The 20,896-nt window shown below is 71.8% G+C and carries 20 protein-coding genes and 1 tRNA gene; 15 read left to right on the top strand and 6 right to left on the bottom strand.

Translation table 11 applies throughout. The annotated features are described in order from the left end of the window. On the top strand, window positions 1-559 hold a 559-nt coding region (locus PHC73_RS02315), incomplete at its 5' end, for a hydroxymethylglutaryl-CoA lyase (RefSeq protein ID WP_300123955.1). A 21-nt stretch (window positions 560-580) separates the two neighbouring features. Here the strand turns inward: PHC73_RS02315 and PHC73_RS02320 are convergent. From PHC73_RS02320 to PHC73_RS02340, 5 genes are all read right to left on the bottom strand, one after another. Then, entirely contained in the window at window positions 581-1,348 is a 768-nt protein-coding gene (locus PHC73_RS02320) for a copper resistance protein B (RefSeq protein WP_300123957.1), read from the bottom strand. Then, window positions 1,348-3,249, bottom strand: a complete 1,902-nt coding sequence (locus PHC73_RS02325) for a copper resistance system multicopper oxidase (protein WP_300123959.1) — start codon at window positions 3,247-3,249, stop codon at window positions 1,348-1,350. The genes PHC73_RS02320 and PHC73_RS02325 overlap by 1 nt, the downstream gene beginning before the upstream one ends. 46 nt (window positions 3,250-3,295) lie before the next feature. Next, window positions 3,296-4,621, bottom strand: a complete 1,326-nt coding sequence (locus tag PHC73_RS02330; RefSeq protein WP_300123961.1) for a sigma-54 dependent transcriptional regulator — start codon at window positions 4,619-4,621, stop codon at window positions 3,296-3,298. A gap of 161 nt (window positions 4,622-4,782) precedes the next feature. After that, on the bottom strand, window positions 4,783-6,423 hold the full coding sequence (locus PHC73_RS02335; protein WP_300123963.1) for a PAS domain-containing sensor histidine kinase: 1,641 nt from the start codon (window positions 6,421-6,423) through the stop codon (window positions 4,783-4,785). Then, the gene (locus PHC73_RS02340) at window positions 6,416-7,675 is read right to left on the bottom strand and encodes a CinA family nicotinamide mononucleotide deamidase-related protein (RefSeq protein ID WP_300123970.1); all 1,260 of its coding nucleotides are present in this window, start codon (window positions 7,673-7,675) and stop codon (window positions 6,416-6,418) included. Before PHC73_RS02340 ends, PHC73_RS02335 begins: the two co-directional genes overlap by 8 nt. 195 nt (window positions 7,676-7,870) lie before the next feature. Between PHC73_RS02340 and miaA the strand changes: the two genes are divergently transcribed. The 8 genes from miaA (at window position 7,871) to PHC73_RS02380 (ending at window position 15,275) form a co-directional block, all read left to right on the top strand. Next, entirely contained in the window at window positions 7,871-8,797 is a 927-nt protein-coding gene (miaA, locus tag PHC73_RS02345; RefSeq protein WP_300123972.1) for a tRNA (adenosine(37)-N6)-dimethylallyltransferase MiaA, read from the top strand. A 126-nt stretch (window positions 8,798-8,923) separates the two neighbouring features. After that, window positions 8,924-9,178 carry an RNA chaperone Hfq gene (gene hfq, locus PHC73_RS02350; RefSeq protein WP_300123974.1) on the top strand — a complete coding sequence of 85 codons (255 nt, stop codon included), beginning with the start codon at window positions 8,924-8,926 and terminating at the stop codon, window positions 9,176-9,178. A 49-nt stretch (window positions 9,179-9,227) separates the two neighbouring features. Next, on the top strand, window positions 9,228-10,532 hold the full coding sequence (gene hflX, locus PHC73_RS02355; protein ID WP_366949782.1) for a ribosome rescue GTPase HflX: 1,305 nt from the start codon (window positions 9,228-9,230) through the stop codon (window positions 10,530-10,532). 40 nt (window positions 10,533-10,572) lie between these two features. Continuing rightward, window positions 10,573-11,745: an FtsH protease activity modulator HflK gene (gene hflK / locus PHC73_RS02360; RefSeq protein ID WP_300123976.1), complete on the top strand. Its 1,173-nt coding sequence runs from the start codon at window positions 10,573-10,575 to the stop codon at window positions 11,743-11,745. A 22-nt stretch (window positions 11,746-11,767) separates the two neighbouring features. After that, window positions 11,768-12,637, top strand: coding sequence for a protease modulator HflC (hflC, locus tag PHC73_RS02365; RefSeq protein ID WP_300123978.1), 870 nt, complete (start codon window positions 11,768-11,770; stop codon window positions 12,635-12,637). A 7-nt stretch (window positions 12,638-12,644) separates the two neighbouring features. After that, window positions 12,645-12,827: a DUF2065 family protein gene (locus PHC73_RS02370; RefSeq protein WP_300123980.1), complete on the top strand. Its 183-nt coding sequence runs from the start codon at window positions 12,645-12,647 to the stop codon at window positions 12,825-12,827. A gap of 7 nt (window positions 12,828-12,834) precedes the next feature. Next, the gene (locus PHC73_RS02375) at window positions 12,835-13,983 is read left to right on the top strand and encodes an ATP phosphoribosyltransferase regulatory subunit (protein ID WP_300123982.1); all 1,149 of its coding nucleotides are present in this window, start codon (window positions 12,835-12,837) and stop codon (window positions 13,981-13,983) included. A gap of 8 nt (window positions 13,984-13,991) precedes the next feature. Further along, the gene (locus PHC73_RS02380; protein WP_300123984.1) at window positions 13,992-15,275 is read left to right on the top strand and encodes an adenylosuccinate synthase; all 1,284 of its coding nucleotides are present in this window, start codon (window positions 13,992-13,994) and stop codon (window positions 15,273-15,275) included. A 110-nt stretch (window positions 15,276-15,385) separates the two neighbouring features. On the opposite strand, the gene PHC73_RS02385 is transcribed toward PHC73_RS02380, so the two are convergent. Next, window positions 15,386-15,472: transfer RNA gene (locus tag PHC73_RS02385), tRNA-Leu, on the bottom strand. 79 nt (window positions 15,473-15,551) lie between these two features. Between PHC73_RS02385 and rnr the strand changes: the two genes are divergently transcribed. From rnr to rplI, 6 genes are all read left to right on the top strand, one after another. Continuing rightward, on the top strand, window positions 15,552-17,828 hold the full coding sequence (gene rnr / locus PHC73_RS02390; RefSeq protein WP_300123986.1) for a ribonuclease R: 2,277 nt from the start codon (window positions 15,552-15,554) through the stop codon (window positions 17,826-17,828). Further along, window positions 17,825-18,583 carry a 23S rRNA (guanosine(2251)-2'-O)-methyltransferase RlmB gene (rlmB, locus tag PHC73_RS02395; protein ID WP_300123988.1) on the top strand — a complete coding sequence of 253 codons (759 nt, stop codon included), beginning with the start codon at window positions 17,825-17,827 and terminating at the stop codon, window positions 18,581-18,583. Before rnr ends, rlmB begins: the two co-directional genes overlap by 4 nt. A 97-nt stretch (window positions 18,584-18,680) precedes the next feature. Beyond that, complete coding sequence (rpsF, locus tag PHC73_RS02400) at window positions 18,681-19,103, top strand: 30S ribosomal protein S6 (protein ID WP_300123990.1); 423 nt, start codon at window positions 18,681-18,683, stop codon at window positions 19,101-19,103. A 23-nt stretch (window positions 19,104-19,126) separates the two neighbouring features. After that, window positions 19,127-19,351 (top strand): 30S ribosomal protein S18, encoded by a 225-nt coding sequence (gene rpsR / locus PHC73_RS02405; RefSeq protein WP_300123992.1) that lies wholly within the window; start codon window positions 19,127-19,129, stop codon window positions 19,349-19,351. 4 nt (window positions 19,352-19,355) lie between these two features. Further along, window positions 19,356-20,306, top strand: coding sequence for a hypothetical protein (locus PHC73_RS02410; RefSeq protein ID WP_300123994.1), 951 nt, complete (start codon window positions 19,356-19,358; stop codon window positions 20,304-20,306). Between the two features lie 79 nt (window positions 20,307-20,385). Next, the gene (gene rplI, locus PHC73_RS02415; protein ID WP_300123996.1) at window positions 20,386-20,832 is read left to right on the top strand and encodes a 50S ribosomal protein L9; all 447 of its coding nucleotides are present in this window, start codon (window positions 20,386-20,388) and stop codon (window positions 20,830-20,832) included. Window positions 20,833-20,896: the final 64 nt, after the last annotated feature.

A 20,896-nucleotide genomic window follows, 5' to 3' on the forward strand; every position in this document is an offset into this window, starting at 1 on the left:
AGAATCGCTCGCCCGCGCCGCGGCCATCGCCAGTGCGGCGCGCGAGGCCGACGTGCGCCTGCGCGGCTACGTGTCCTGCGTGCTCGGCTGCCCCTACGAGGGCGCCACCGACCCCGGCCGGGTGGCGGAACTGGCCGCCGCGTTGTTCGATCTGGGCTGCTACGAGGTCTCGCTCGGCGACACCATCGGCGTCGGCACGCCGGGCAAGGCGCGGGCGCTGGTGCAGCGCGTGCGTGAGACAACGCCCGACCGGCCGCTGGCGCTGCACTTTCACGACACCTACGGCCAGGCGCTGGCCAACCTGCTGGCCTGCCTCGACCTTGGCATCAGCAGCATCGACGCCTCGGTGGCCGGCCTCGGCGGCTGTCCGTACGCGCCGGGCGCCAGCGGCAACGTGGCCAGCGAGGACGTGATCTATATGCTGCACGGACTCGGCATCGGCACCGGTGTGGATCTGGACGCGCTATGCCGCGCCGGCGCCTACATCAGCGAGGCACTCGGGCGGCCGTCGGCCAGCCGCGCCGGACGGGCGCTGGCGGCACGGGCGGCAGCATCCTGAATCAGCCCGAGCTTTCCCCCTTCAAAACCACAGCCGCAGCCCGGCGACGAGGCCGAAATTGCTCGTCTCCAGCCCCTTCGCGCGGGCGAAATCGGCGCTGTCGCCGAGCGTGCGCACCCACTCGACGCCAACGTAGGGCGCGAACTGCCGGCGCAGCTCGTAGCGCAGCCGAAGGCCGAGCTGCACGTCGTCGATGCCGCGCCCGACGCCCCAGGACTTCACCTCCTGCGCGGCGGCGTTGATCTCCAGGCGCGGCTGCAGCACCAGGCGCTGCGAGAGCAGCAGCTCGTGCTCGAACTGCGCCCGGGCGCTCACGTCGCCGTCCTCGCTCACGAACAGCGCCAGCTCCGTGTCGAAGCGGTACGGCGCCAGGCCCTGCACGCCGAGCACGCCAAACGCGCGGTCGCGATCCCGTCCGCTGCCGTAGGCGCGGTCGTAACGCAGGCCAGCCTGCAGGTCCCAGTACGGCGCCACCAGCCGGCCGTACAGCGCCTGCAGCTCGGCCTCGCCGTGGCTGTTCGACACCGGGCTTTCGCCCTCGGTCTTCAGCCACAGGCGCCGGTAGTCGCCGCCGTACCAGCCCTGCGCGTCCCACAGCAGGTGATCCGGGCCGTCGTCGGCGCGGTATTCGAGCCGGTCGACCAGCAGGTAACCGAAGTTCTGGTCGTCCTCGTGCACGTGCGGCCAGTCGGCCGGCACGCGACCTGCCCCGGCGTCGGCGGCGAGCGCCGGGGCGACCGCCGACCCCAGCAGCACCGCCAACGCTGGCGCGCACGTCGCGGTGCGCATCAGGCCACCTCCACCACACGCATCATGCCCATGTGCATGTGGTAGAGCAGATGACAGTGAAACGCCCAGCGGCCGGGTTCGTCGGCGGTAATCAGCAGCCGCAGCCGCTCGGCGGGCTTGACGCTCACCGTGTGCTTGCGTGGTCGGTACGCGCCGGCGCCGTTGTCCACCTCGAAGAACATGCCGTGCAGGTGGATGGGGTGCTCCATCATGGTGTCGTTGACCAGCGTGAGCCGCAGGCGCTCGCCGTGGCGGAACAGGATCGGACCGTGCACCTGCGAGAACTTCTTGCCGTCGAAGGACCACATGTAGCGCTCCATGTGGCCGGTCAGATGCAGCTCGATGTCGCGCGCCGGCGGGCGGGTGTCACGGGTCGGCGTGCGGGCCAGCAGGTCCGCGTACACCAGCACGCGGTGGTCGACGTCGGCGAGGCCGGTGCCGGGCTCGGCGGTGCGGTCGCGCTGCAGCTGCGCCACGCCGGCGTTGCCGACGCCGTGGTTGTCGGCACCGTGCACGGCCAGCACCGGGCCCGGCGCGGCGCGCTCGACGCCGGTCTTGGCGCTGCGCGGGCCGGATGCAGGCGGCACGTGACCCATGGCCGCGTGGTCGACCGGCGGCGAGCCGCCCATCGCGTGACCGGCGTGTGGATCGGGCACCGTGTGGCCCATGGCGGCGTGACCGGCGTGCGGATCGGCGCTCGGCGCGTGGCCCATCGCCGCGTGGTCCATGCCGGTCGTATCCGGGCCGGACATCGCCCCGCCGCCGTGCCCGCCGTGGCCCGCGTGGTCCATGCCCATGTCCGTCATCGTGCGCAGCGGGCGCCGGCGCAGCGCCGGTATGGCGGCCGTCATGCCGGCACGCGGCGCCAGCGTGCCGGCCGCAAAGCCGCTGCGGTCCATGGACTCCGCAAACACCGTGTAGGCGCGGTCCTGCGGGGTGACGATGACGTCGTAGGTCTCGGCGATGGCGATCTGCAGCTCGTCCGTCTCGACCGGCTGCACGTCCTGGCCGTCGGCCTGCACCACCGTCATCGGCAGGCCCGGGATGCGCAGATTGAAGTAGGTCATGGCCGAGCCGTTGATGAAGCGAAGGCGCACCCGCTCGCCGGGCGCAAACAGCCCGGTCCAGTTGCCGGCCGGGTGCAGGCCGTTCATCAGATACGTGTAGGTGTAACCGGTCACGTCGGCGATGTCGGTGGGGCTCATGCGCATCCGCTGCCAGGCAAGCCACTGCTGCCACTGCCCCGCAGCCAGCACCTGCGGCAGGGTTTGCTCCTGAAAGTTGTAGTAGTGACTGACCTTCTTGAGCTTGGCGAGCACCGCCCGCGGGTCCTCGTGCGTCCAGTCCGACAGCAACACCACGTAGTCGCGCTCGAAGGGCTCGGCGTAGCCGCCGGCCGGGTGGATCACCAGCGGCCCGTATACGCCGGTCTGCTCCTGCAAGCCGGAGTGGCTGTGGTACCAGTAAGTGCCCGCCTGACGCACCGGAAAACGCGCCTCGAAGGTCTCGCCCGGCCGAATGCCGGGGAAGCTCACGCCCGGCACGCCGTCCATCTCGAACGGCAGCAGGATGCCGTGCCAGTGGATCGACGCGTCCTCATCATCCAGCGTGTTGCGCACGCGAAGCCGCGCCTCCTGCCCCTCGTACAGCTCGATCAGCGGCCCCGGCACGCTGCCGTTCAGGGTGTGAGCGAAGGCGCGTTTGCCGGCGATGTCGATGCGCTCTCGCGCCACCGTCAGATCGACGCTCACCGGCCCCGGCGGCACGGCCGCCACGGCGCCCGACAACGGTCGCGCCCAGCCCGGCAGCAGCGCGTCGACGCCGGCCAGCAGGCCACCGGCGGCCAGACCGCCGAGCAGGCGCCGGCGCGTGAGGCGGCGAGGCGGCCACGGCATGCTCATGAGCGATCGGTCCTCGGTGACCGCGCCAGCAGACGGCACGCCGCCATCAGTCCAGCCCCAGCTTGTGCATGCGGTAGCGCAGCTGGCGCAGCGTCAGGCCCAGGCGGGCGGCGGCCGCGGTGCGGTTGTAGCGCGTGGCCTCAAGCGCCGCCTGGATGCGTGTCCGCTCGAGGGCGTCGAGTTCGGCGTCCAGGGCGTCGCCCAGCGCCGGCATGGCCACCGGCGGCGTCGGCAGCTGCAGGTCGCCGGCGTCGATGCGCTGATCCTCGCACAGCGCCGCGGCGCGCTCGAGGATGTTTTCGAGCTCGCGCACGTTGCCGGGAAAGTCGTAATCCTGCAACGCCGCCAGCGCCGCCGGCGTCAGCGTGAGCCGCCGCCCGCCACCGATGCGCGCCAAAAGATCCTCCACCAGCGCCGGGATGTCCTCGCGCCGCTGGCGCAGCGCCGGCACCGTCAGTTCGATCACGTTGATGCGGTAGTAGAAATCTTGACGGATGCGGCCGCTGTGCAGCAGCGCCGTGAGGTCCTCGTGCGTGGCGCTGAGCACGCGCACGTCGACCGGCACCTCCTGGCGCGCGCCGACCGGCCGCACCGCGCGTTCCTGCAGCGCGCGCAGCAGCTTGACCTGCATGGCCGGCGGCACGGCGCCGATCTCGTCCAGAAACAACGTGCCGCCGGCGGCGGCCTGAAACAGCCCCTCGCGATCCTGCGTGGCACCGGTGAAGCTGCCCTTGACGTGCCCGAACAGTTCGCTCTCGAGCAGGTGTTCCGGGATGGCGGCGCAGTTGACCGGCACGAACGGCCCGCCGGCGCGCGCGCCCAGGGCATGGATCAGCCGCGCCACGCGCTCCTTGCCGACACCCGACTCGCCGCGGATGAACACCGGCGCCTGGCTGCGCGCCAGCTTGGCCACCGTCACGCGCAGGGCGCCGATGGCCGGCGACTGGCCGACCAGCTCGGGCGTGCCCGGCTGCGGCGCCGCGCGCGCCACGGACAGGCGCAGCGCCGTGTCCACCAACCCGCGCAGCGCCGCCAGGCGCACCGGTTTGTTGACGAAATCGAAGGCGCCCGCCTTCATCGCCGCCACCGCGGCATCGACATCGCCGTGGGCGGTGATGATGGCCACCGGCAGCTGCGGCCGGCTGCGCTGGACGTGCGCGAGCAGATCGAGGCCGCTGCCGTCCGGCAAGCGCAGGTCGCACAGACACAGCCGGTAGTCGCCGGCGAGCAGGGCCTGGCGCGCGGCGGCGATCGAGCCGGCGCGGTCGCTGTCCAGCCCCATGCCGGCCAGCGTGATCGCCAGCAGTTCGCACAGGTCCGGCTCGTCGTCGACGATCAACACCCGCGGTCCGGCGGTCATGACGGCATTCATGCAGCGACTCAGAGTTTGTGAAGAAATGTGCGTCCCGCGCATGCCTTGCGTCGCCCGTCCGGTACACGCCCGGACGGGCTCCCGCGAATCAAGCCCTTGCGTGCTCGATTCGCGTCCGGCCATCCCTGGCCGGCCTGAGCGCTTGAAAAATTCACAAGCTCTCAGGCCAGTTGGCGCCGGCGGCTGTCGGCCAGCTCGATGCGAAAACCCGCCCCGCCCGCCGCCGGCGAGTAGTACACGATGCGCGCCTGGTTGGCCGCGCACAGCTCGCGCGCCGTGAACAGGCCAAGCCCGGTGCCGTCGGCGCGGCTGGTGTGGAACGGCTCGAACAGGCGCTCACGCTCGCCGGGCGCCACGCCGGGGCCGCGGTCCTCGATTTCAATCAGCGGCCGGTCGCGCGAGGCCGAATGACGCGCCCGCACCGTCACCTGCGGGCAGGCGGCGCCGGCGGCGTGACGCAGTGCATTGTCCAACAGGTTCTCGATCACCTGCTGCAGCTGCCCCGGCGCGGCGCGCGTCACCACCTCGCCGGCGACGATCAGCTCGATCGCCTCGCGCGGCACCCGGCGGCTGGCGCAATAACCGTCGATGAGCTGCGCCAGCCACGGCCCCACCTGCAGCAGCTCGGTCTGGACCGGCTGCGGGCGGCCGAGCGCCAGCACTTCCTCGATGATCCGGTTCACGCGCTGGCTCTGCCGCAGCAGGATGTCGACCAGGCGCCGCTGCGCCGGGTCCAGCCGCGCGTCCTCGGCGAGCAGCTGCGCGGCATGGCCGATGGCGCCGAGCGGGTTTCGCACCTGATGGGCGATGCTGGCCACCAGCCGGCCGAGCGAGGCCAGTTTCAGCAGCTGCGCCTGCTGGTTCAGGCTGGCCGTGTCGTCGAGGAAAATCAGCGTGTCCGCCGCCGGATCGGCGCCGAGGGCGGCAAACCGCGGCGCCCAGGCATCGGCGGCTGCCGGCGGCGGCTCGTCACGACCGGCCCGCCAGGCACCGAGCGCCTGATCGAGCGCCGGCGCCAACTCCTGCAGGCCGGCACCTGGCGCCACACGCCGGCCGAGCAGCCGGGCCGCGGAGCCATTGGCCAGACGAACACGCCGCGCCGGGTCCACCACCAGCACCCCGGTCTGCATGCGCTGGATGATCTCGTCGTTCAGGCGCGCCAAGCCCAGTGCCTGCCGGCGCCGCTCGGCCGCCAGCAGCGTGCTGCGGCGTACCCGGCGCGACATCTCGAAGGCCAGCGCCGCGGCGGCAAAACACGTGCAGCCGAGCAGGCCGGCCTGCGGGTAAGTGGGCGCCAGCCCCTGCGCGCTGGCCCGGTACAGGCTCTCGCCCAGCACCGCCAGCGTCGCCAGCGCGGCGTACAAAAACGCCAGCCGCCCGGATACCAGCAGCCCGCCGCCGGCCACCACCACCACCAGCAGGATGCCGAGCCCGCTGGCGAGCCCGCCGCTGGCATGCGCGAGCGCCGTCAGCGCCAACACGTCGCCGCTCACCAGCAACGTGATCTGCAGGTTGAAGCGCGGCCAGCGCAGCGCCTGCATGACCAGGGCCAGCAGCGCCCAGGCCAGGTACGCCAGCGCCACCCACCGATACAGCTGCGGCGCGACCGAGCCGAGCGGTTTCAGCGGCGGATCGAGCAGACTCAAGCCCAGCAGCAGGCCCGAGCTGCCCAGGCGCAACACATTGAACCAGACCAGCGGCAGCCAGGTGAGGCGCTCGCGCGGATCATCGTCCAGACCGAACAGCACCGCAGCGCGCGCCGCGCCGCCGGCAGACGGCGTGCGGGGCGTGTCGTCAATCACCGCCGAGCGCGGCCCGCCAGCGCGCCTGCAGCCAGTCCGCCATCAGCCAGCGCAGGCCGTCGTGCGCCGCGAACGTGCGCACCCACTCGCGCCCGCGCACGAACTGCCGGTGCCGCGCCTGACAGCCGGCCGCATCGGCGCGGCCCAGCCACACCGTGCCGACCGGCTTGTGCTCGCTGCCGCCGCCGGGGCCGGCGATGCCGGTGATGGCAAGGCCGAGATCGGCGCCAAAACGCTCGCGCACGCCAAGCGCCATCTGCCGCGCCACCGGCTCGCTGACCGCGCCGTGTTCGGCCAGGGTGGCGGCGTCCACGCCGAGCAGGTCGTGCTTGGCGCTGTTGGCGTAGCTGACCACGCCGCCCAGGAAATAGGCCGACGCGCCCGGAATGTCCGTGATGATCTTGCCCACCAGCCCGCCGGTGCAGGACTCGGCCACCGCCAGCGTCTGGCCGGTTTCGGTCAGGTACCGGGCGCACAGCTGCGGCACCGATTCGGCGCTGAAATCCACCAGCACATCGGCCAGGCGCTCCAGCACGAAGCGCCGCAAGGCGTCGATCTGCGCCGCGCTGGCGTCGTAGAGCTTCAGCTCCAGCTCCGGGAAGATGGCCCGGTAGCCGAGTTCCACGCCGTGCTGCTCGGCCCACGGCCGCATCACGTCGGCCAGGCTCGACTCGCCGATGCCAAGGAAGCGGATGAAGCTGTGCGTGGGTTTGCGCGCCTGCGGCAGGCCGGCCAGAAAATCGCGCAGCATCGGCTGCATCTCGCGCGGCGGGCCGGGCAGCGCCACCACCTGCTTGCGCACGCCGGCCAGCTGGAGAGTGGTCACGAAGCCGGGCGCGGTGCCGTTCGGGTTCTCCAGAATCCGCGATCCGGCCGGGAACAGCGCCTGCTTGCGGTTGTTTTCGGTGAGCGGGATGCCGAACTCGGCGAAGCGGCGCTCGATGTGCTGCCAGCTTGGCAGGTCGAACTCGAGTGGCACGCCGGCCAGCTGCGCCACCACCTCGGCGGTCAGATCGTCCTCGGTCGGCCCGAGCCCGCCGGTCATGAACACCCAGTCGGCACGCGAAAGCGCCGTGCGCAGCACGAAATCGAGATCACCGCGCCGGTCGCCGGCGGTCAGCATCAACTGAATCTCGAAGCCGGCCTCGCCGAGCTGGCGGGCGATCTCGGCGCTGTTGCTGTCGATCAGTTCACCGCGCAGCACCTCCTCGCCGGTGCTGACGATGCAGGCGGTCGGTCTCGAATCGCTCACGCTGGGTGCTCGTTGACGGATGGACGGGACGGTTGCGGCAGTATGCCGTGCGGTGTGGGTAAATGCCGAGCCACTGCGCCGCCTGCACCGTTCTGCGCGCCGCGACCGGTCGACACGCCCCCGACTCGACCACCGATCCGGCCAGCCGAGCCCGCCGCGCCGTACACTGCGCGCCCCGCTGCCCAGCCATCTGCCATGCCCGCCGTTTTCCTGCTCGGTCCGACCGCCGCCGGCAAGTCCGCGCTGGCGCTCGCCATCGCGGCGCGCCTACCGTGCGAGATCGTCAGCGTCGACTCCGGGCAGGTGTACCGTGGCATGGACATCGGCACCGCCAAGCCGTCGCCGGCTGAGCGGGCCGCCGTGCCGCATCACCTGATCGACATCCGCAACCCCGATCAGCCCTACTCGGCCGGGCAGTTCCGCGACGACGCGCTGCGCCTGATCGGCGACATCGAGGCGCGCGGGCGCATCGCGCTGCTGGTCGGCGGCACGTTTCTGTACTTTCGCGCGCTCGAGCGGGGTCTCGCCCCGCTGCCGGCGGCCGACGCCGCCACGCGCCGGGCCATCGAGGACGAGGCCGCCGCGCGCGGCTGGGCGGCGCTGCACGCCGAGCTCGCCGGGGTCGACCCGGCGGCGGCCGCGCGCATCGCGCCGGCCGACCGCCAGCGCATCGCCCGCGCGCTCGAGGTGTACCGCCTCACCGGCCGGCCGCTGAGCGCCTGGCAGGCCGCGGGCGATGCGGTGACCAACCCGCCGGCGCTGCGCCTGATCCTCGCCCCGGCTTCGCGCCAGGCGCTGTACGCCGCGGTCGAGGCGCGCTTTTCGGCCATGCTCGCCGCCGGCCTGCTGGACGAAGTCGCCGCGCTGCTGCGGGCCGGCTACGGGCGCGAGCTGCCGGCGCTGCGCGCGGTCGGTTACCGGCAGGCCTGCGCGCACCTTGCCGGCGAGATCGACCACCCGACCCTGCTCGACAGCGGCTGCGCCGCCAGCCGCCAGTACGCCAAACGCCAGCTCACCTGGCTGCGCGGCGACCCGCACGGGCACTGGCTTGAGCCCGGCAGCGCGCGGCTGCTGGAGCGGGCCTGCAGCCTGATCGCCGCCGCCACCGGCCATGGCGCGTGAACCGCCGCCGAGGACAGCGGTCGAACCGCCAACCCCACTTGAGTACCCGGGCCGCGGTGCCCATATTGCTACACTGAACGCGCTAGGCTACCCCCCCGGGCCCGGCGCATATTCGAGGACGACACAATGAAAAAATCCCAGGGCCTGCAGGACCCGTTTCTGAACCAGCTGCGCAAGGAACACATTCCGGTATCGATCTTCCTGGTCAACGGCATCAAGCTGCAGGGCCATGTCGAGGCTTTCGATCAGTACGTGGTGGTGCTCAAGAACGCCGTTTCACAGATGATCTACAAACACGCCATTTCCACCGTGGTGCCGGCCCGGCCGGTGCGTATCCCGACGGTGGTGGAAGACGAGGCTGCGGAGGCTGGCAATTCTTAAGCCGACCGCAGGCAGCGACCTGGCCACGGCGCCGGTACCAACCGGCGCCGTGCGCTCGACGGCAGCGCCGGCCCAGCGGGCCATCGTGGTGGCCGTCGAGCTGCCGGGCGCCGACATTCCACTCGACGACGATCTCGCCGAAGCGCTCGAACTGACGCGCGCCGCCGGCGCGCAGGTGGTGGGCAGCCTCGGCTGCCGGCGCGCCCAGGTGGACCCGGCGCTGTTCATCGGCAGCGGCAAGACGGCGGAACTGGCCGAGCAGGTCGCCGCCGCTCAGGCCGACCTGGTCATCATCAACCAGCCGTTGAGCCCCTCGCAGGAACGCAACCTCGAGCGCCAGCTCAAGTGCCAGGTGGTGGACCGCATCGGTCTCATCCTGGACATCTTCGCCCGCCGCGCCCGCTCGCACGAGGGCAAGCTGCAGGTGGAGCTCGCCCAGCTGCGGCACCTGTCCACGCGCCTGGTGCGCGGCTGGACCCACCTCGAACGTCAAAAAGGCGGCATCGGCCTGCGCGGTCCCGGCGAGAGCCAGCTCGAGACCGACCGCCGCCTGCTGCGCGTGCGCCTGCGCCAACTCGAGGCGCGCCTGCAGCGCGTGGTCGGCCAGCGCGTCAACAGCCGCCGCCAGCGCACACGCAGCGAAACGCCCACCGTGGCGCTGGTCGGCTACACCAACAGCGGCAAATCGACGCTGTTCAATGCGCTCACGGCGTCCGAGGTGTTCGCCGCCGACCTGCTGTTCGCCACGCTCGACTCGACCCTGCGCCGCCTCGAACTGCCCGACTGCGAGCCGCTGGTGCTGGTCGACACGGTCGGCTTCGTGCGCCGCCTGCCGCACGATCTGGTGGCCGCCTTCCGCTCCACGCTGGAAGAGGTGCGCAGCGCCAGCCTGCTGCTGCACGTGGTCGACGGTGCGCGCGAGGACCAGCGCCAGCTCATGATCGACCAGGTCAACGGCGTGCTGCGCGACATCGGCGCCGACCAGGTGCCACAGATCGAGGTCATGAACAAGATCGACCTGACCGACCACCCACCGGCCCGCAATGGCGCGGCCGGCGGCACCGAGCGGGTATGGCTGTCGGCGCGCAGCGGCGCCGGTCTGGACCTGCTGCGGGCGGCCATCGGCGAGCGGTTTGCCGCCGGCCTGTCGCACCAGCGTCTGCACCTGCCGCGCTGCGACGGGCGCCTGCGCGCACAGGTGTTCAGCCTGGCGCAGGTGCGGCACGAGGAATTCCAGCCCGACGGCAGCTGGTCGGTGGAGTTCGACATCCGGCGCCGCGAGCTGCAACGTCTGGCGCCGTTGCTGGCAGCGGCCGACGCGCTGCCGGCCACCGCGCGACCTGTGGAACAATAAGCTCCCCACCACGCCGGCCCACCGGCATTAGGAGACATCGATGGCCTGGAACGAACCGGGCGGGTCCGGCAATCGTGACCCGTGGGGTCGGCGCGCCGACGCCGGTCCGCCGGACCTCGACGAACTATTCCGCCGCCTGCGCCGGCGCCTGGGCGGCGGCGATTCGCGCAACGGCAATCCCGCCGGACCGCCGCCGGCGCTGTGGGGCGGCCTGCTGGCGCTGCTGGTGGCGCTGTGGCTGGGCTCCGGCTTTTACGTCGTCCGCGAAGGCGAGCGTGGCGTGGTGCTGCGCTTTGGCAAGTTCGCCAGCACCACCACGCCCGGCCTGCGCTGGCACCTGCCTGCGCCGATCGAGCGCGTGCTGCGCGTGAACATCGGCGAGATCCGCACCGCCGAGATCGGCTACCGCAGCCAGGCGCGCAGCCGCGCCGACACCGACGTGACGCAGGAATCGCAGATGCTGACCGCCGACGAGAACATCGTCGACGTCAAGCTCGCCGTGCAGTACCGCGTCAAGGACGCCGCCGACTACGTGTTCAAGGTGCGCGAGCCGGACCTGACCGTGGCGCAGGTGGCCGAGTCGGCCATCCGTGAGGTGGTCGGCAAGAGCCGCATGGAATTCATCCTCACCGAAGGCCGCGACGCGGTCGCCCAGCAGGTGGCCGAACTGCTGCAGACCACGCTCGACCGCTACGGCACCGGCATCGAGGTGACCTCGGTCAACATGCAGGACGCGCAGCCGCCGGAACCGGTGCAGGCGGCCTTCTTCGACGCCGTCAAGGCGCGCGAGGACGAGCAGCGCCTGATCAACGAGGCGCAGGCCTACCGCAACGAGGTCATCCCGCGCGCCCGCGGCGAGGTGGCGCGCATCCTCGCCGACGCCGAGGCGTATCGGGGCGAGGCCGTCGCCCGCGCCGAAGGCGACGGCGCCCGTTTTGCCCAGCTCGCCCAGCAGTACCGTGCCGCGCCGCAGGTGACGCGCCAGCGCCTGTACCTCGAGACCATGGAGCAGGTGCTCGCCCGCACGCCCAAGGTGCTGGTCGGTGACGGCAGGCAGGTCGCGCTGCTGCCGCTCGACAAGCTGCTGGCACCGGCCGGTGCCGAGCAGGCATCGGCCGCCGCTACCGAACCTCCGCCACCGTCCGCGAGTGCGCCGCCACGGTCGGCACGCGAACGCAGCGACTACCCGCGCGGCCGCGAGCCCCGCCCATGAGTCCGACCCTGAGCCCGACCCGATGAGCAACCGCCTGCCGATCATCGGCGCCCTGCTGCTGCTGGCGCTGGCGCTGCTGAACGCCACCTTCTACACGGTCGACCAGCGCGAGCGCGTGCTGCTGTTCCGCCTGGGCGAGGTGGTCGCCGCCGACCTACCGCCCGGGCTCAAGCTCAAGACGCCGTTCATCAACACGGTGGTCAAGTACGACGGGCGCATCCAGACGCTCGACCGCGGCCCGGTGCGCTACCAGACCAGCGAGCTGAAGAACGTGGTGGTCGACTCGTTCGTCAAGTGGCGCATCGCCGACACGCGGCGCTTTTTCGTCGCCGTCGGCAGCGGTGACGTCAACACGCGCCTGGCGCAGATCGTCAACGACCTGTCGCGCAACGAATTCGGCAAGCGCACCGTGCAGGCGGCGGTCAGCGGTGACCGGCACGAGATCATGGACATCCTGCGCCAGCGCGCCAACGAGCGCGCCGCCGAGTTCGGCGTCGAGGTGATCGACGTGCGTATCAAGCGCGTCGACCTGCCGACCGAGGTCAGCAGCTCGGTGTTCAGCCGCATGGAGGCCGAGCGCAAGCGCGTGGCCGCCGAGCTGCGCGCCAAGGGCGCCGAGGAAGGCGAGCGCATCCGCGCCCAGACCGACAAGGAGCGCACGCTGCTGCTGGCCAACGCCCAGCGCGACGCCCAGCGCGTGCGCGGCGAGGGCGACGCCGACGCGGCCGCCCGCTACGCCGCCGCCATCGGCAGCGACGGCGAGTTCTTCGACTTCTACCGCAGCCTGGAAGCCTACCGGCACAGCCTCGGTACCGGCCGCGACCTGCTGGTGCTGGACCCGGGCAGTGCGTTTTTCCGTTATTTCGACGCCGCCCCGGCGGGCGGGCGCTGAGGCCGCCATGCGCGACCTGGCGGCGGCGTTCTGCCTGATGCTGGTGCTCGAAGGGCTGGTGCCGTTCCTGAATCCCGGCCTGCTGCGGCGCACCGCCGCGCTCACCAGCCAACTGCCGGACCGGGCGCTGCGCCTGGCCGGTCTGGGCAGCATGCTGGCTGGCCTGCTGTTGCTGCAACTGGTGCGCTGAGGCTCCCATGCGCTGGTTGCTGCCACCCGGCATCGAGGACCTGCTGCCGCCGCAGGCGCAGGCGCTGGAGTCCGCCCGCCGCCGCCTGCTCGACCTGTTCGCCGCCTGGGGCTATCGGCTGGTGATGCCGCCGCTGGTCGAATACGCCGACGCGCTGCTCACCGGCACCGGGGCGGACCTGGCCGAGCAGACGTTTCAGGTGACCGATCCGCTGTCCGGCCGGCTGCTGGCGATCCGCGCCGACATCACCCCGCAGGTGGCGCGCATCGATGCCCGCGACGGCAACCCCGCGCCGGCGCGGCTGTGCTATCTCGGTTCGGTGCTGACCGCGCAGGAAGGCGCCCCCGGCACCTGCCGCAACCCCATGCAGGTGGGTGCCGAGCTGTACGGTCACGGCGGCCCGGAAAGTGACGTCGAGGTGCTGCGCCTGCTGCTGGAAACACTGCGCGCGACCGGCCACGACAAGGTGCACGTGGACCTGGGCCACGTGGGCATCTTCCGGGGTCTGAGCGAGGCCGCGGGTCTCGACAGCGAGGCCGAGCACGCGCTGTTCGAGCTGCTGCAGCGCAAGGCACGCCCCGACATCGCCGCTTTCGTGACCGCGCTTGGCCTGCCGGCGGCGGCGCGCGACTGGTTCGTGCAGCTGCCGCAGTGCTTCGGACCGATCGATCGCCTGCCCGAGTTGCGAGCGCGGCTTCGCGATTTGCCGGCCAGCGTGACGGCCGCCATCGACGCGCTCGAAACCATCGCGCACGAGCTGCTGCGCTTCGTGCCGGACCTGCCGCTGTTCGTCGATCTGGCCGAGCTGCGCGGCTACCACTACCACACGGGGCTGGTGTTCGCGGCCTACGGCGCCGGCTTCGGCCAAGCCATGGCCTGGGGCGGCCGCTACGATGGCGTCGGTGGCGTGTTCGGCCGCGCCCGGCCGGCCACCGGCTTCAGCGCCGATCTCAAACGCCTGCTCGGCACGCCACCGGCGCCGCCGCTGCCGGTGCTGGCGCCCTGGTCCAGCGATCCCGAACTCACGGCGCTGATCGAGCGCCTGCGGGCCGACGGCCGCGCCGTGATCCATGAACTTCCCGGCAGCGAGCCGGGCCCGGTCGGCGCGCGCATCGTGCGCCACGACGGCGCCTGGCGGCTGCAAGACGCAGGATGAACTGACTGATGGCGAAGAACGTCGTCGTGATCGGCACCCAGTGGGGTGACGAAGGCAAGGGCAAGATCGTCGACCTGCTCACCGAGCAGGCCGCCGCGGTGGTGCGCTTTCAGGGCGGCCACAACGCCGGACACACGGTGGTGGTGGGCGGCGTCAAGACCGTGCTGCACCTGCTGCCGTCCGGCATCCTGCGCCCGGGCGTGCTGTGCCTGATCGGCAACGGCGTGGTGCTGGCGCCGGACGCGCTGCTGAAGGAAATCGCCGAGGTCGAGGCCGCCGGCGTCGACGTGCGCTCGCGCCTTCGCGTGAGCCCGGCCTGCCCGCTCATCCTGCCGTGTCATGCGGCGCTCGACCAGGCGCGCGAGTCGGCGCTGGGTGAGGGCAAGATCGGCACCACCGGGCGCGGCATCGGTCCTGCCTACGAGGACAAGGTCGCCCGCCGCGCGCTGCGCATGGGTGATCTGCTGCAGCCCACGCGCTGCGCGGCCAAGCTCGGCGAGCTGCTGGACCTGTACAACTTTTTGCTCACGCAGCGCTTCGGCCGCCCGGCGCTGGAGCTCCAGCCCATGCTGGACGCCGCGCTCGCCTGGGGCGAGGCACTGCGCGAGCTGGTCGCCGACGTGCCCGGCCTGCTGCACGAGCTGATGGCGGACGACAAGCCGGTCATGTTCGAGGGCGCGCAGGGCACGCTGCTCGACGTCGACCACGGCACGTATCCGTTCGTGACCTCGTCCAACACCATCGCCGGCGCGGCGGCGGTCGGCGCCGGCGTGGGCCCCACCGGCATCAACTACGTGCTCGGCATCACCAAGGCGTACACCACGCGCGTGGGTTCGGGCCCGTTCCCGACCGAGCTGTTCGACGAGGTCGGCCGGCATCTGGCGGACGTCGGCGCCGAGCGTGGCGCCACCACCGGCCGGCCGCGCCGCTGCGGCTGGTTCGACGCCGTCGCCATGCGCCGCAGCGTGCAGCTGAACGGCGTCAGCGGCCTGTGCATCACCAAGCTCGACGTGATGGATGGCCTGGATACGGTGAAAATCTGCGTCGATTACCGCGGCGGCTCGGGACCGTTCGGCCTGTACGACGCCGACGCGCTGGCGGCCTGCGAACCGGTGTACGAGGAACTGCCCGGCTGGCAGGGCGTGGGCAATGTCGGCAGCTTCGACCAGCTGCCGGCCAACGCGGTGCGCTACCTGCGGCGGCTGGAACAGCTGCTGGGGGTGCCGGTCGACATGGTGTCCACCGGCGCCGAGCGCTCGCGCACCATCGTGCTGCGCCACCCGTTCGATTGAGCCCGCCGCGCCGGCCCCGGAAACGAAAAACCCGCCACAGCGGCGGGTTTGCATGGCGGGCCTCAGCGGCCCGCCCGATTCACTTGTTGCCCGGACTGCACCATCGGGGATGGTGCCGAGAAGAGGACTTGAACCTCCACGGGGTTTCCCCCACTAGCACCTGAAGCTAGCGCGTCTACCAATTTCGCCATCTCGGCCCGGCGCACCGACCGTGACCGGCCGGTGCGAGCGCGGCATTTTACTGCCATTGATCCAACTGTCAACGAATCATCACACATGACATCACGTCGCCCCCCGAAGGACCCCTACCGCGAGCGCGAAGCCGCCCGTTACGAGCAGCCGATCGCCAGTCGCGAGCTGATCCTGGAGCTGCTCGCCAAGGCCGGCCGGCCGCTGCCGGCCGAGCACATCGCCGAGCGCCTGGCGCTGCGCGCCGACTGGGCGCGCGAGGCGCTGGCGCGGCGTCTTTCCGCCATGGTGCGCGACGGTCAGCTGCTGCTCGACCGGCGCGGCCGCTACGGGCCGGTGCAGGAGATGGCGCTGCTGCGCGGGCGGGTCAGCGCCCACCGCGACGGCTACGGGTTCCTCATTCCCGACGGCGACCATCCGGACCTGTACCTGTCGCCGCGCGAGATGCGCGTGGTGATGGACGGCGACCGGGTGGTGGCGGCCGTCAGCGGCGTCGATGCCCGCGGCCGCTACGAGGGCAGCATCGTCGAGGTGCTGGAACGCCGCCACCGGCGCGTGGTTGGCCGCTACCGGCGCGACGGCGGCTTCGCCTGGCTGGTGCCCGACGACCGGCGCCTGGGCAGCGAGATCGTGGTCACCGGCAGCGCCATCCACGGCGAGGCGCGCGACGGCCAGATCGCCGTGGTCGAGATCACCCATTACGCCGACCGCCAGCAGCCGGCGCGCGGCCTGCTGGTGGAGGTGCTCGGCGAGCACCTGGCGCCGGGCATGGAAATCGACATCGCACTGCGCAAGCACGACCTGCCCTGGCAGTGGCCGGCCGAGGTCGAGGACGAGGCGGCCGCCTACAAGACCAGGGTGACGGCCGCCGACAAACGCGGACGCGAGGATTTCACCCACCTGCCGCTGATCACCATCGACGGCGAGGACGCGCGCGATTTCGACGACGCCGTGTACGCCGAACCGGCCGGGCGCGGCTGGCGGCTGCTGGTGGCGATCGCCGACGTCGGCCATTACGTGCGCCCCGCCAGCGCCATCGACACCGAGGCGCACCGGCGCGGCACCTCGGTGTACTTCCCGCAGCGCGTCATCCCCATGCTGCCGGAGGCGTTGTCGAACGAGCTGTGCTCGCTCAAACCCGAAGTCGAGCGCCTGGCGCTGGTGTGCGAGATGTCGATCGGCCCGCGCGGGGCGATCAAGGACTACCGCTTCGTGCGCGGCGTGATCCGCTCGCACGCCCGCACCACCTACACGCAGATCGCCGCCGTGCTCGCCGGCGATGCCGCGCTGCGCGCGCGCTACGAGGCGCTGCTGCCGCACATCGACACCCTGCAGCGCCTGTACCGGGCGCTCGACGGCGAGCGCCGGCGGCGCGGCGCGGTGGAGTTCGAGTCCGCCGAGGCGCGCATCATCTACGGCGAGGATCGCAAGATCGACCGCATCGAGCCGGTCACGCGCACGGTGGCGCACTGCATCATCGAGGAATGCATGATCGCCGCCAACCGCTGCGCGGCGGAGTTTCTGAACGCCCGCGGCCTGCCGGCGCTGTACCGCGTGCACGACCGCCCGGCGGCCGAGAAAGTGACGGCGCTGCGCAGTTTCCTGGCCGAGTTCGGCCTGCAGCTCGGCGGCGGTGACGAGCCGTCGCCGGCCGACTACCGGGCGCTGATGGAAGTCATCGCCGAGCGCCCGGACCGCGACCTGCTGCAGACGCCCGTGCTGCGCAGCTTCAAGCAGGCCGTGTACGACGCCGAGTGCCGCGGCCACTTCGGCCTGGCGCTGGACGCCTACGCGCATTTCACCTCGCCCATCCGCCGCTATCCGGACCTGCTGGTGCACCGCGCCATCGCTCACGCGCTACGCGGGCGAAAGGCCAAGTCCTACCACTACACCGGCGAGCAGATGACGGCGCTCGGCGAGCACTGCTCGCTGACCGAACGGCGCGCCGACGAGGCGACGCGCGAGGTGGTGGCCTGGCTCAAGTGCGAGTTCCTGCAGGACCGCGTGGGCGAAGTCATGAGCGGGCAGGTCAGCGGCGTGGCGGCGTTTGGCCTGTTCGTCACGCTGGATGGCGCCTACACCGAGGGCCTGGTGCACATCACCGCGCTGCCGGAGGACTATTACCATTTCGACCCCGTGCACCACCGCTTGGTCGGCGAGCGGCGCCGGCGCACGTTTCGCCTGGGTGACCGGCTCACCGTGCGCGTGATGCGGGTGGACCTCGACGAACGCAAGATCGACCTCGACTACGTCGGCCGTGACGGCGAGGGCACGCCGATGAGCGCCGCGCCGGCGCCCGGCAAGAGCCCTGGCAAGACCCGCGGCAAAGCCAAAAAAGCCGCCAACGGCAAACCACGCCGATGACCCGCCGCCCCATCGCCTACGGCCTGCACCCGGTGCGCAGCCTGCTGCAGCACGAGCCGGCCAGCGTCGCCCGCCTGCTGCTCGCCGACCCCGAACGTCCGGCGCTGGCGGAACTGGCCGCACTCGCCACCGCCCACGGCATCGCCGTCGACCGGCGGCCCGCCGCGGCGCTCGAGCGCCTGTGCGGCGGTGCCAGCCACCAGGGCGTAATCGCGCTGCTGGCGGCGCCGCCGCAGGCGGCGGACGAGAACGCGCTCGAAGGCATCCTCGCGCAATCGCCGCGCCCGCTGCTGCTGGTGCTCGACGAGGTGCAGGACCCGCGCAACCTCGGCGCGTGCCTGCGCAGCGCCGACGCCGCCGGCGCGCAGGCAGTGATCGCACCGCGCCGCAACGCGGCGGGCCTGACGCCGGCCGCCATCAAGACCGCCGCCGGCGCCGCCAGCACGGTGCCGTTCGTGCAGGTCGGCAACCTCGCCCGCACGCTGCGTTTCCTGAAAGGCGCCGGCATCACGCTGTACGGCGCCGACGCCGGCGCCGCGACGCCCATCTACCAGGCCGATTTCAGCGGCCCGTGCGCGCTGCTGCTGGGCGGCGAGGGGCAGGGTCTGCGCCGGCTCACGCGCGAGCTGTGTGATGCGCTGGTGACCATCCCGATGACCGGCGCGGTCGGCAGCCTCAACGTGTCGGTGGCGGCGGCGGTGTGTCTGTTCGAGGCGGTGCGTCAACGCGGCGCTTGTCCGGCCGGCGCCGGCTGAGTAGAATTGCCGCCCTTTTTTCGGCCGCGACAACAATCACACAGCGGTCTCCTTGCCCGGCTCGCGCGAGCCGGGCTGTCAGCCACAAGGAGTGTTCATGCGTCACTACGAAATCGTGCTGCTGGTCCACCCGGACCAGAGCGAGCAGGTGCCGGCGATGATCGACCGCTACCGCAGCGTCGTCGAGACGCGCGGCGGCGCCGTGCACCGCCAGGAGGACTGGGGGCGCCGCCAGCTGGCCTACCCCATCGCCAAGGTCCACAAGGCGCATTACCTGCTGTTCAACGTCGAGGCCACCGACGAGGCCATGCGCGAGCTGACCTCGGCCTTCCGCTTCAGCGACGCGGTGCTGCGGCACCTGGTGATCAAACGCGACGGCCCCGTCACCGAGCCGTCGCCGATCGCGCTCGCCCGCGACAGCGAGGAACGGCGCGACCGTCGACCGCGCCGCGAGGAGCGTGAGACCGCCGCTGCCGCCGACGGCGACGAAGCCGACACTGACACCGACACCGACGCCTGAACCCGCCACCCTGGTAACCGAACATGGCCCGCTATCTGCGCCGCAAGAAATTCTGCCGTTTCACCGCCGAGAAGGTGACCGAGATCGACTACAAGGACCTCGACACCCTCAAGCAGTACGTTTCCGAGACCGGCAAGATCATCCCCACCCGCATCACCGGCACCAGTGCCCGCTACCAGCGCCAGCTGACGCGCGCCATCAAGCGCGCCCGCTTCCTGTCGCTGCTGCCCTACAGCGACACCCACTGAGCCGGTGATCGGCACGTCCGCGCCCGGCGGCGAGCGCCTGGCGCGGCTGGCGGCGCGGGTCGCGGATGGCAGCTGGCCGGCGGCGGCGCTGCTGGCCGGCGCGGCGCTGGCGCTGCTCGGTGCCCTGGTGCTGCCGGCCGCGGTGGTGGTGTTGCCGCTGATGCTGGCCGGCAACGTGGCGCTGGTGACCCTACTGGCGCTCGAAACCGGTGCCGCGCCGGCCCTGCGCTGCCTGCTGCTGACGGTGCTCTTGCTGGCCCCGTTGCTGCTGCTCGGTGCTGGCCCGTTGGGCTACGTGCTGCTGATCGCCTGGCTGCCGGCGCTGCTGGCCGGGCTGGCGCTGCGCACGTGGGGCAGCCTGTCACTCGGACTGCTGCCGCTGGTCGCGCTGGCGCTCGGCGTGCTGCTGCTGGTGGATGTGAGCGGTCTCGCGGCCGGTCAGGCACAACTGCGCGCCTCGCTGTTCGACAGCCTGCATCGCCTGGACCCCACGCTGCCGACGGCCGAGCTCGACGCCGCGCTCGACCTGATGATGACGCTGGCCGGCGGTCTGCTGGCGCTGATGCTGCTGGCGGCCTGGAGCGGCGGGCTGTGCCTTGGCCGCAGCCTGCAGGCGCGCCTGCGCCGGCCGGGCGCATTTGCACAGGAGTTCCGCTCGCTGCGCTTCGGGCGGGTGTATGCGCTGCTGGTGCTGGCGGCGCTGGCGGCAGCGGCGGCCTGGCGCCTTGGCGCCGGCGGCCTGGCGGTCGAGCTGGCGCTGGTGCTGGCGTTTCCCGCGCTGCTGCAGGGGCTTGCCGTGCTGCATGCGCACACCGCGCGGTCGGCGCGCTGGCGGCGCCTGCCGTGGCTGGTCTACGTGCTGCTGGCGCTGGCCACGCCGCAGGTCGGCTCGCTGCTGGTGCTGCTGGGGCTGGTGGATAATTGGGCCGATTTCAGAAACCGCCCGCTGCGCTGAGCGCGGGCCCGACCGGCGCCACCGAATCGATGGCGCCGGTGTCGTTTCATGTCTACACAACAGCCTGGAGGCTGCGGTCATGCAAGTGATTTTGTTGGAAAAGATTCGTCACCTCGGCAACGTGGGTGACCGGGTCGAGGTCAAGGGCGGCTACGGACGCAACTACCTGCTGCCCAAGGGCAAGGCGGTGTTCGCCTCGCCGGACAACATCGCCCGCTTCGAGCAGCAGCGTGCCGCCATCGAGAAGGCGGCCGCCGACACGCTGGCCAAGGCGCAGGCGCGCGCCGCCGCCCTGCAGGACGTGACCGTCACCATCGCCCACAAGGCCGGCGAGGGCGGGCGGCTGTTCGGCTCGGTCACCACGCGCGAAATCGCCGCCGCGCTGACCGCCGCCGGCCACCCGGTGGAGCGTCACGAGCTCAGCCTGCCCGAGGGCGCCATCCGCAACGTCGGCAGCTTCCCGGCGGACGTGAACCTGCACGCCGACCTCACGGCGCGGATCACGGTGGAAGTGGTCGCGGAGTAAGCCGGTCCCGGTGGGTTTCATGGCCGATCCGGCCGCGCTCAAGGTACCGCCGCATTCCATCGAG

It is taken from the genome of Immundisolibacter sp. (genome assembly GCF_028696615.1).
In the GTDB taxonomy this organism is placed as follows: Bacteria; Pseudomonadota; Gammaproteobacteria; order Immundisolibacterales; family Immundisolibacteraceae; genus Immundisolibacter.

Coding starts and splice junctions, on each gene's coding strand:
- PHC73_RS02370 (WP_300123980.1), top strand. CDS start 12,645: ATGCGCGACCTGGCGGCGGCGTTCTGCCTGATGCTGGTGCTCGAAGGG.
- PHC73_RS02375 (WP_300123982.1), top strand. CDS start 12,835: ATGCGCTGGTTGCTGCCACCCGGCATCGAGGACCTGCTGCCGCCGCAG.
- hflK (WP_300123976.1), top strand. CDS start 10,573: ATGGCCTGGAACGAACCGGGCGGGTCCGGCAATCGTGACCCGTGGGGT.
- PHC73_RS02330 (WP_300123961.1), bottom strand. CDS start 4,621: ATGAATGCCGTCATGACCGCCGGACCGCGGGTGTTGATCGTCGACGAC.
- rpsR (WP_300123992.1), top strand. CDS start 19,127: ATGGCCCGCTATCTGCGCCGCAAGAAATTCTGCCGTTTCACCGCCGAG.
- miaA (WP_300123972.1), top strand. CDS start 7,871: ATGCCCGCCGTTTTCCTGCTCGGTCCGACCGCCGCCGGCAAGTCCGCG.
- rnr (WP_300123986.1), top strand. CDS start 15,552: ATGACATCACGTCGCCCCCCGAAGGACCCCTACCGCGAGCGCGAAGCC.
- hfq (WP_300123974.1), top strand. CDS start 8,924: ATGAAAAAATCCCAGGGCCTGCAGGACCCGTTTCTGAACCAGCTGCGC.
- rlmB (WP_300123988.1), top strand. CDS start 17,825: ATGACCCGCCGCCCCATCGCCTACGGCCTGCACCCGGTGCGCAGCCTG.
- hflC (WP_300123978.1), top strand. CDS start 11,768: ATGAGCAACCGCCTGCCGATCATCGGCGCCCTGCTGCTGCTGGCGCTG.
- PHC73_RS02325 (WP_300123959.1), bottom strand. CDS start 3,249: ATGAGCATGCCGTGGCCGCCTCGCCGCCTCACGCGCCGGCGCCTGCTC.
- PHC73_RS02380 (WP_300123984.1), top strand. CDS start 13,992: ATGGCGAAGAACGTCGTCGTGATCGGCACCCAGTGGGGTGACGAAGGC.
- rpsF (WP_300123990.1), top strand. CDS start 18,681: ATGCGTCACTACGAAATCGTGCTGCTGGTCCACCCGGACCAGAGCGAG.
- PHC73_RS02320 (WP_300123957.1), bottom strand. CDS start 1,348: ATGCGCACCGCGACGTGCGCGCCAGCGTTGGCGGTGCTGCTGGGGTCG.
- rplI (WP_300123996.1), top strand. CDS start 20,386: ATGCAAGTGATTTTGTTGGAAAAGATTCGTCACCTCGGCAACGTGGGT.